This is a genomic window from Streptomyces sp. IBSBF 3136, assembly GCF_036815105.1.
GTDB lineage: Bacteria > Actinomycetota > Actinomycetes > Streptomycetales > Streptomycetaceae > Streptomyces.
This window is the reverse complement of sequence record NZ_JAJSZC010000258.1, coordinates 1-10,112: the sequence shown is the minus strand read 5'-3', so window position 1 is coordinate 10,112 and position 10,112 is coordinate 1. Positions and strand designations below refer to the sequence as shown.

The following is a 10,112-nucleotide window of genomic DNA, read 5'->3' as shown; positions in this document are numbered from 1 at the left end:
CCCCTGCCCCCCTCCCAGGCCCCCCCGTAACCGCGTCCGACGCGTCGTCGTATGCCTCTGGCACGAGTCCGGGCGCGCCGGGGTCGGCAGATCGGCTGGAAAAATGTGGTGAGGCGCCGAGCGGGCACTGTCCGTGTGTCCGTTCGGTGATGTGCCGACCTCCCGTTCACCCTGATGTCGCCCGTCCGTTTCCCGTGCGTGCCACTCTCCCCGCGCTGGGTTCGGGCGGTGGCGGTGAAGGGGCGGGCGGGACCATGGAGAGTGGGCCGGCGATCTTCGCGGGAGTGGTGTTCGCCCTGTTCGGAGGGGCTCTGCTGGTGTGGACCGGCACTCGGGTCCGGCGCGGCGAACCGGTCGCCCTCGGTGTGAACCAGGTCGCATCGACGGCCCTCGCCGGCACCGCCGGCGTCCTCGCGCTCGGCCTCGGCGCGTACTGTCTCACCCGCCTCTGACATCGGCGGCCGTCGTGCCGTACGGGTAATTGGAGCGTCACGCTCCGGACAGGGGTCGCGGGACCGCTGCCCACTCCGGGCGGCAGGAATGCCGGTAGTCGGGTTACCGTTCGAGTGGCCGTTGTGGGCTTTTCCCGTTTGACACGGGGGCGGGATGTAGCGTCACACTCCGCAGCGTCACACGAGCCAGAAGCACGCCGCGACCCCGGGACCAAGGCCTGGGGAGGCCACAGCGTCGACCGGAGAGAAGAGCGAAGTTGTCCCCGACCAGCGAGACCGCACAGGGCGGCCGCCGACTCGTCATCGTCGAGTCGCCTGCCAAGGCGAAGACGATCAAGGGCTACCTCGGCCCCGGCTACGTAGTCGAGGCGAGCGTCGGGCACATCCGTGACCTTCCGAACGGCGCCGCCGAGGTGCCCGACAAGTACACCGGTGAGGTCCGCCGCCTCGGTGTGGACGTCGAACATGACTTCCAGCCGATCTATGTGGTCAACGCCGACAAGAAGGCGCAGGTCAAGAAGCTCAAGGACCTGCTGAAGGACTCCGACGAGCTTTTCCTCGCTACCGATGAGGACCGGGAGGGCGAGGCGATCGCCTGGCACCTCCAGGAGGTCCTCAAGCCGAAGATCCCCGTCAAGCGGATGGTCTTCCACGAGATCACCAAGGACGCGATCCGCGAGGCCGTCGCCAACCCGCGCCAGCTCAACCAGAAGCTGGTCGACGCCCAGGAGACCCGCCGCATCCTCGACCGCCTCTACGGCTACGAGGTCTCGCCGGTCCTGTGGAAGAAGGTCATGCCGCGCCTGTCGGCCGGCCGTGTCCAGTCCGTGGCGACCCGGCTCGTCGTCGAGCGGGAACGCGAGCGCATCGCCTTCCGTTCCGCCGAGTACTGGGACCTGACCGGCACCTTCGGCACCGGCCGGGCCGGTGACCCGAGCGACCCGTCGTCCCTCGTCGCCCGCCTGCAGACGGTCGACGGCCGGCGCGTCGCCCAGGGCCGCGACTTCGACTCCCTCGGCCAGATCAAGAGCGCGAACACCCTCCACCTCGACGAGGCGAACGCCCGCGCCCTCGCCGCCGCCCTGGAGAACACCCGCTTCTCCGTGCGCTCGGTCGAGTCCAAGCCGTACCGCCGCTCGCCGTACGCCCCGTTCCGTACGACGACGCTGCAGCAGGAGGCCAGCCGCAAGCTCGGCTTCGGCGCGAAGGCCACCATGCAGGTGGCCCAGAAGCTGTACGAGAACGGCTACATCACGTACATGCGTACGGACTCCACGACGCTGAGCGAGACCGCGATCGCGGCCGCCCGCGCCCAGGTCACGCAGCTGTACGGGGCCGACTACCTGCCGCCCCAGCCGCGCACGTACGCCGGGAAGGTCAAGAACGCCCAGGAGGCGCACGAGGCGATCCGCCCCTCGGGTGATCGTTTCCGCACCCCGGCGGAGACCGGTCTGACCGGCGACCAGTTCAAGCTCTACGAGCTGATCTGGAAGCGGACCGTCGCCTCCCAGATGAAGGACGCGACGGGCAACTCCGTCACCGTGAAGATCGGTGGCACCGCCGCCGACGGCCGGGACGTCGAGTTCAGCGCGTCCGGCAAGACGATCACCTTCCACGGCTTCCTGAAGGCCTACGTCGAGGGCGCCGACGACCCGAACGCCGAGCTGGACGACCGCGAGCGCCGGCTGCCTCAGGTCACCGAGGGCGACGCGCTGTCCGCCGAGGAGATCACGGTCGACGGCCACGCCACCAAGCCCCCGGCCCGCTACACCGAGGCCTCCCTGGTCAAGGAGCTGGAAGAGCGCGAGATCGGCCGCCCGTCGACGTACGCGTCGATCATCGGCACGATCCTCGACCGCGGCTACGTCTTCAAGAAGGGCACGGCCCTGGTGCCGTCCTTCCTGTCCTTCGCCGTGGTCAACCTCCTGGAGAAGCACTTCGGGCGGCTCGTCGACTACGACTTCACGGCCAGGATGGAGGACGACCTCGACCGCATCGCACGCGGCGAGGCGCAGGCCGTGCCGTGGCTGAAGCGCTTCTACTTCGGCGAGGGCAACGTCGCCGGCGCCGCGGCGGACGCCGGCAACGGCGACGGGGACCACCTCGGTGGCCTCAAGGAGCTGGTGACCGACCTGGGCGCGATCGACGCGCGTGAGGTGTCCTCGTTCCCGGTGGGCAACGACATCGTGCTCCGTGTCGGCCGCTACGGCCCCTACATCGAGCGCGGCGAGAAGGACACCGAGCAGCACCAGCGCGCCGACATCCCGGACGACCTGGCGCCCGACGAGCTGAACGTCGAGCTGGCCGAGGAGCTGCTGGCCAAGCCCAGCGGCGACTTCGAGCTGGGCGCCGACCCGGCCACCGGCCACCAGATCGTCGCCAAGGACGGCCGCTACGGCCCGTACGTCACCGAGATCCTCCCCGAGGGCACCCCGAAGACCGGCAAGAACGCGGTCAAGCCGCGCACCGCCTCCCTCTTCAAGTCCATGGCGCTGGACACGGTGACCCTCGACGACGCGCTGAAGCTGATGTCGCTGCCGCGTGTCGTCGGCACCGACGCCGACGGGGTGGAGATCACCGCCCAGAACGGCCGCTACGGCCCGTACCTGAAGAAGGGCACGGACTCGCGCTCGCTCCAGGCCGAGGACCAGCTCTTCACGATCACGCTGGAGGAGGCACAGGCGATCTACGCCCAGCCGAAGCAGCGTGGCCGTGCCGCCGCCAAGCCGCCGCTGAAGGAACTCGGCGAGGACCCGGTCTCCGGCAAGCCGGTCGTGGTCAAGGACGGCCGCTTCGGCCCGTACGTCACCGACGGCGAGACCAACGCCACCCTGCGCTCGGACGACAGTGTGGAAGCGATCACACCGGAGCGCGGCTTCGAGCTGCTCGCCGAGAAGCGGGCGAAGGGGCCCGCCAAGAAGACGGCGAAGAAGGCCCCGGCCAAGAAGGCCGCTCCGGCGAAGAAGACCGCCGCCAAGAAGACGGCGGCCAAGAAGACCACCGCGGCGAAGAAGACCACGGCCAAGAAGACCACCGCCAAGAAGGCGACGGCTTCGAAGGCCACGGCCTCCGGCACCGAGGACTGACACCCCGTCGGACCGCCCCGTCGGACCGCCGGACGGCCCGCACCCGGCTTCGCGAACGAACGCCCCGGCATCACTTCGGTGTCGGGGCGCGCGGACGTCCGGGTGGCCTGGGTGTGGTGTCGGATCCTGCGGATAGGCTGAACGCATGACGCGAGCCGAGCAGCCAACGGCCCCCACCGCAGCACCGGACGACGCCCTGGTCGCGGACTCCCGCGAACGCGCAGTCCGTTCCCTGCTGCGCCGACCGGAGTTGAGGCGCCTGTGGAGCGCACAGCTCGTGAGCGGCGTCGGTGACGCCCTCGCGCTCCTCGTCCTGGTCCTCCTCGTCCTCCAGGCCGCCGTCGCCGAGGGTTCCTTCGGCGGCGGCTACCGGGGCGTGGCGTTCGCAGTGGCGACGGTCTTCGCCGCGCGCGTCCTCGCCACCCTGCTCTTCGGCGCGGTCCTCCTGGGCCCGCTGACCACGCTCACCGCCCCCGAGGGCCCGCTCGACCGCCGCTGGACCATGGTCGGCGCCGACGGCCTGCGGGCCGCGCTGCTGATCATCGCGCCCCTGTGGATCGACTGGAGCCGGGCCAACGCGCTCGCGATCCTGCTGGTCACCGTGTTCGTCGTCGGCGTCGCCGAACGGCTGTGGACGGTGTGCCGGGAGAGCGCGGCTCCGGCCCTGCTGCCGGCCCCGCCCCTGGAGGGCGCCACGGTACGACCGCTGCCTGACCACCTGGACGCCCTGCGCCGCCTGTCGCTGCGCACCGGCTTCCTGGCCGTCCCGCTGGCGGCCGCCGCGCTCGTCGTGGCCGCACTGCTCAACAACCTGCTCGCCGCCGGCATCGTCTGGTTCGACCAGCACCACGCGGCCCTCGCCGCGTACGTGGCGGCGGGACTGTTCGCCGCGTCCCTGTCCGTGCTCACGGCGCTGGAGCTGCCCGGCCGGAGCACCCCGCGCCCGCGGTCCCCGCTGGAGGGCCTGCGCCGCCCCCGCACCGGCACCGGCGTCGACAAGGGCCGTACCGGCGCGATCCCGCTGCTCGTCCCGGCCTGCGCCGCCGTCGCCGGAGCCATCGCCGCCGCGGTCGCGGTGTGCGTGCTGCACGCCACCGACCTGGGCGGCGGCCCGGTCCTCTACGGCCTGCTGGTCCTCGGCCTGACCGGCGGGGTCGCCGTCGGCATCCGTACGGCGCCCTCGGTGCTGCCCTCGCTCTCCCGCCGCCGGCTGCTCGCCCTCGCGATCGCCTTCACCGGCATCGCCCTGCTCGCCGCCGGTCTCGTCCCGGACGTCACCACCGTCCTGCTGATCGTCACGCTGGCCGGCATCGCCGCGGGCGTGGCCGCCAACACCGGGCACGCCCTGCTCGACCAGGAGACCGAGGAGTACCGCCGGGCTCGGGTCACCGAGCACCTGCACGCGGTGGTGCGGGTCTTCATAGCGCTGGGCACCGTGATCGCCCCCGTGGTCGCCGGACTGATCGGCCGGCACCGGATGGAGAACGGCCGCTTCGTCTTCGCGCACGGCGGCGCCTCCTTCACGCTGATGCTGGTCGGCGCGCTGCTGCTGCCGGTGGCCGCGCTGGTGCTCGCCAAGGTCGACGACCGCTCGGGCATCCCGCTGCGGCAGGACCTCAGGGACGCGCTGCTCGGCGGCGACGACCCGGACGCGGTCCCGGCGACGAACGGTTTCTTCATCGCCCTGGAGGGCGGGGACGGAGCCGGCAAGTCCACCCAGGCCGAGGCGCTCGCCGACTGGATCCGCGCCAAGGGCCACGAGGTCGTGCTCACCCGCGAGCCGGGAGCCACCCCCGTGGGCAAGCGGCTGCGCTCGATCCTGCTGGACGTGTCCTCGGCGGGCCTGTCGCACCGCGCGGAGGCGCTGCTGTACGCGGCCGACCGGGCCGAGCACGTCGACACCGTCGTACGCCCCGCCCTGGAGCGCGGCGCGGTCGTCATCTCCGACCGGTACATCGACTCCTCCGTGGCCTACCAGGGCGCGGGCCGTGACCTGTCCCCGACCGAGATCGCCCGCATCAACCGCTGGGCGACCCACGGGCTCGTCCCGCACCTGACCGTCCTGCTCGACGTTTCCCCGGAGGCCGCGCGCGAGCGGTTCACCGAGGCGCCGGACCGGCTGGAGTCGGAGCCGGCCGAGTTCCACGCGCGCGTACGGGCCGGTTTCCTCACCCTCGCCGCCTCCGATCCGGGCCGCTACCTGGTGGTGGACGCCGGGCAGGAGCCCGAGGCCGTCACCACCGTCATCCGGCACCGCCTCGACACCGTGCTGCCGCTCTCCGAGGCCGAGATCAAGGCTCAGGAGGAGGCGCGCAGGAAGGCCGAGGAGGAGGCCCGCCGCAAGGCGGAGGAGGAGGCCGCGCGCAAGGCGGAGGAGGAGCGCCTGGAGCGTGAGCGCCAGGAGCAGCTCGCCAAGCTGCGCGCCGAGGAGGAGGAGCGCAAGCGCCGCGAGCTGGAGGAGGCGCAGCGCCGCGAGGCCGAACGGCAGGCGGAGGAGGCCCGGCTGCGGGCGGAGGAAGCACGCCGGCGCGCCGAGGAGGAGCGACAGCGGCTGTTCGCCGAGGAGCAGGCGCGGGCCGAGGAGGAGGCCCGCCGCAAGGCCGACGAGGAGCGGCGGCGCAAGCAGGCCGAGGAAGAGGCCCGGCTGCGGGCCGAGGAAGAGGCACGGCAGGCCCGGCTGCGCGCCGAGGAGGAGGCGCGGCGCCTGGAGAAGCAGCGCAAGGCCGAGGAAGCCCTGCTGCGCGCCGAGGAGGCCCGCCGGCAGGCGGCCGCGGCCGCGGCGGCGGCCGACGAGGCGGCCCGCCGGCCCAGCACTCCGCGGCCCAAGGCGCCGGGCCTGAGCGCCGGCGCGGCTGCCCGGCCCGCCCCGGCGGTCGCGCCGGGCGTGGACGAGACGGTGCCGACGCCGGTCGTGTCCCCCGGGAACGAGGAGACCGCCGTGCTGCGTCCGGTGCGTGAGGACCGGGCGGACGGCACGGGTTCGTCCCGGTCCGGCCGCGACTCCGAGGTGACGGCCGAGCTGCCCCAGCCGCCCGCCCCCGGCGCGGCGGACGAGACGGCCGTCCTGCCTCCGGTGCCGCCGGGCGCGGCGGACGAGACCGCCGTGCTGCCACCCGTCTCAGCCGACGAGACGGCCGTCCTGCCGCCGGTGCCGCCGGGCGCGGGCGACGAGACCGCCGTGCTGCCGCCCGTACGGGACGCCGACGCGGGCCACCGGGTGCCGCCCGGCTTCTTCAGGGATGAGCGGCCCGCGGCGGGACCCGACGGCTCCGAGGGCCGTACGCGCGAGATGCCCCAGCTGGACGCCGACGGCACGCCCCGCCGCAGGCCCCGCCCCGACTGGGCCGAGGAGACCCCGCTGGACGACCTGCCCAGCCTGGCGGACGAACTGCTGGGGTCCTACGACGAGCGGGAGTTCCCGGATCGCCGGGAGCAGGGGGACCCCGGTGAGGACCAGGGCCGCCGGGGCCGGGGACGCGGCCGCCGCGGCTGAACGCACACCTGAACGCGCACACCTGGACAACGGCAGGGCGGCGCCCACCGGGCCCTTCGGGGGAACCGGCGGGCGCCGCCCTCGTTGTCGGTGCCCACCCGCACAATGGATCCCGGAACGCGGAACGTGACGGAAGGGCGGCGTGACCCATGACCGTGTGGGACGACCTCGTCGGGCAGGAGAAGGTGAGCGCGGTGCTCGACGCAGCCGCGCGGGACGCCGACGCCCTGGTCACGGCCGCCGCGGCGGCCGAGCCGCCGCCCGAGGCGTCGAAGATGACCCACGCCTGGCTGTTCACGGGCCCGCCCGGGGCGGGCCGTCACCAGACGGCCCGGGCCTTCGCCGCGGCCCTGCAGTGTGTGAGCCCCGACCGCGCCCTCGGCGGTTCCCCCGGCTGCGGCTTCTGCGACGGCTGCCACACCGCGCTGCTCGGCACCCACGCGGACGTCTCCACGGTCGCCGCCGTGGGCGCGGAGATCCTGGTCAAGGACATGCGGGACACCGTCCGCAAGTCGTTCACCGCGCCCGCGAACGGTCGCTGGCAGATCATCCTGGTCGAGGACGCCGAGCGGCTGAACGAGAAGTCGGCCAACGCCGTCCTCAAGGCCGTCGAGGAACCGGCGCCGCGCACGGTCTGGCTGCTGTGCGCGCCCTCCATCGAGGACGTCCTGCCCACGATCCGCTCCCGCTGCCGCCACCTGAACCTGAGCACGCCCTCCGTGGCCGCGGTCGCCGACATGCTCGTACGGCGCGACGGCATCGAACCCGAGGTGGCGGCGGCCGCCGCGCGCGCCACCCAGGGGCACGTGGACCGGGCCCGCCGCCTGGCCACCGACCCGGCGGCCCGCGAACGCCGCGCCGCCGTGCTGAGACTCCCGCTGCGCCTGGACGAGGTGGGTGCCTGCCTCCGGGCGGCGCAGGAGCTGGTCGACGCGGCCGCCGAGGACGCCAAGCAGCTCGCCGAGGAGATGGACGGCAAGGAGGCCGAGGAGCTGAAGACGGCGCTGGGCGCGGTCCAGGGCGGCCGGCTGCCGCGCGGCACGGCGGGGGTGATGAAGGACCTGGAGGACATGCAGAAGCGCCGCCGGACCCGCACCCAGCGCGACAGCCTGGACGTCGCCCTCGGTGACCTCACCGGTTTCTACCGCGACGTCCTCGCTCTCCAGCTCGGCTCGCGTGTGGCGATCGCCAACGCCGACACCGCCGACTCCGCGGCCGCCCTGGACCGGCTGGCCCGGGGCAGCACGCCGGAGTCCACGCTCCGCCGCATCGAGGCGATCGCCGCCTGCCGCGAGGCCCTGGACCGCAATGTGGCGCCGCTGCTGGCGGTGGAGGCGATGACGATGGCCCTGCGGGCGGGGTGAGCCGGGCGTACGGTGGTTGACGGACCGCGTCCCCCGTACGAGGCGTCGGCCCGCACGCACCGCACCTGTTCCGTCGCACAGCGTTACGCTCGCCTGATGCAGACCTGGCCTTCCCCTCGCCGGACCCGCCGCCCACGGACCCGCGGCCGCCACCGGGCGGCGCCGCGCGCCATGGGCGCCCTGATCGCCGCCGCCGCGCTGCTCGTGTCCGCCTGCTCCGCCGGTGGTCCGAGCACGTCGGCCCGCGGTGCGGCCGAGGCGGCGCTGGCCGCGCTGCCGAGCGCCACGCCGACGGCGCTGTCGTCGTACTACCACCAGCACCTGCAGTGGCACGACTGCGGAGTCTCCGGCTTCCAGTGCGCCACGATGAAGGCACCGCTGGACTACGACAAGCCCGGCGCGGGCGACATCCGGCTCGCCGTCGCCCGCAAGAACGCCACCGGCAAGGCGAAGCCGATCGGATCGCTGCTGGTCAACCCGGGCGGCCCCGGCGGTTCGGCGATCGGCTACCTCCAGCAGTACGCCGGGGTCGGCTACCCCGCCGAGATCCGCGCCCGCTACGACATGGTCGCGATGGACCCGCGGGGCGTCGCCCGCAGCGAGCCGGTCGAATGCCTCACCGGCCGCCAGATGGACACGTACACCGCGACCGACACCACGCCCGACGACCAGCGGGAGACGGACGCGCTGATCGGGCAGTACAAGAAGTTCGCGGAGAGCTGCGGTGCGCACTCGGCGCGGCTGCTGCGGCACGTGTCCACCGTCGAGGCGGCGCGGGACATGGACATCCTGCGCGCGGTGCTCGGCGACCCCAGGCTGAATTACGTGGGGGCCTCGTACGGCACCTTCCTCGGCGCGACGTACGCGGGCCTGTTCCCGCACCGGGTGGGCCGCCTGGTGCTGGACGGGGCGATGGACCCGTCGCTCGACGCCCGGCGGCTCAACCTCGGCCAGACGGCGGGCTTCGAGACGGCGTTCCAGGCGTTCGCGAAGGACTGCGTACGCCAGACCGACTGCCCGCTCGGCGGCAAGGGCACCACGCCCGCGCAGGTCGGCGACCACCTCAGGGCCTTCTTCCGCAAGCTCGACGCCCATCCCATCCCGGCGGGTGACGCGAGCGGGCGCAAGCTCGGCGAGTCGCTGGCCACCACGGGGGTGATCGCGGCGATGTACGACCAGGCCGCCTGGGGGCAGCTGCGCGAGGCGCTGACCTCGGCGATGAAGGACAACGACGGCGCAGGGCTGCTCGCCCTCTCCGACAGCTACTACGAACGCGACGCGAAGGGCGGCTACAGCAACCTGATGATGGCCAACGCGGCCGTGAACTGCCTGGACCTGCCGTCCGCCTTCGCCAACCCCGCGCAGGTGAAGCAGGCGCTGCCGGAGTTCGAGAAGGCGTCCCCGGTCTTCGGTGACGGCCTGGCCTGGGCCTCGCTGAACTGCGCGTACTGGCCGGTGCACGCCACCGGCAAGCCGCACCGGATCGAGGCCAGGGGGGCCGCGCCCATCGTGGTCGTCGGCACCACCCGCGACCCGGCGACTCCCTACCCGTGGGCCCAGTCCCTCGCCCGCCAGCTCTCCTCCGGGCGCCTGCTGACCTACGTCGGCGACGGCCACACCGCCTACGGCCGGGGCAGCTCCTGCATCGACTCGGCGATCGACACCTACCTGCTCCACGGCACCCCGCCGCCCGCCGGCAAGCGCTGCACCTGACCCC

At 73.4% G+C, this 10,112-nt stretch carries 5 protein-coding genes; all 5 read left to right on the top strand.

The features are described 5' to 3' along the window. Nucleotides 1-254: 254 nt before the first annotated feature. The 5 genes from V7E45_RS35010 to V7E45_RS34990 all read left to right on the top strand — a co-directional run bounded on the left by V7E45_RS35010 (nt 255) and on the right by V7E45_RS34990 (nt 10,108). Nucleotides 255-452, top strand: a complete 198-nt coding sequence (locus tag V7E45_RS35010) for a hypothetical protein (protein ID WP_333778293.1) — start codon at nt 255-257, stop codon at nt 450-452. Between the two features lie 257 nt (nt 453-709). After that, entirely contained in the window at nt 710-3,538 is a 2,829-nt protein-coding gene (topA, locus tag V7E45_RS35005; RefSeq protein ID WP_333778292.1) for a type I DNA topoisomerase, read from the top strand. 145 nt (nt 3,539-3,683) lie between these two features. Next, nucleotides 3,684-7,031, top strand: a complete 3,348-nt coding sequence (gene tmk, locus V7E45_RS35000) for a dTMP kinase (protein ID WP_333778291.1) — start codon at nt 3,684-3,686, stop codon at nt 7,029-7,031. A 149-nt stretch (nt 7,032-7,180) separates the two neighbouring features. Then, a complete protein-coding gene (locus V7E45_RS34995) occupies nt 7,181-8,395 on the top strand; it encodes a DNA polymerase III subunit delta' (RefSeq protein WP_333778290.1) in 1,215 nt (404 codons plus the stop codon). Between the two features lie 96 nt (nt 8,396-8,491). Continuing rightward, nucleotides 8,492-10,108, top strand: coding sequence for an alpha/beta hydrolase (locus tag V7E45_RS34990; protein WP_333778289.1), 1,617 nt, complete (start codon nt 8,492-8,494; stop codon nt 10,106-10,108). Nucleotides 10,109-10,112: the final 4 nt, after the last annotated feature.

Bases quoted from the DNA above. Each gene is read 5' to 3' on its own strand.
- V7E45_RS34990 (WP_333778289.1), top strand. From the start codon at position 8,492: ATGCAGACCTGGCCTTCCCCTCGCCGGACCCGCCGCCCACGGACCCGC.
- V7E45_RS34995 (WP_333778290.1), top strand. From the start codon at position 7,181: ATGACCGTGTGGGACGACCTCGTCGGGCAGGAGAAGGTGAGCGCGGTG.
- V7E45_RS35010 (WP_333778293.1), top strand. From the start codon at position 255: ATGGAGAGTGGGCCGGCGATCTTCGCGGGAGTGGTGTTCGCCCTGTTC.
- tmk (WP_333778291.1), top strand. From the start codon at position 3,684: ATGACGCGAGCCGAGCAGCCAACGGCCCCCACCGCAGCACCGGACGAC.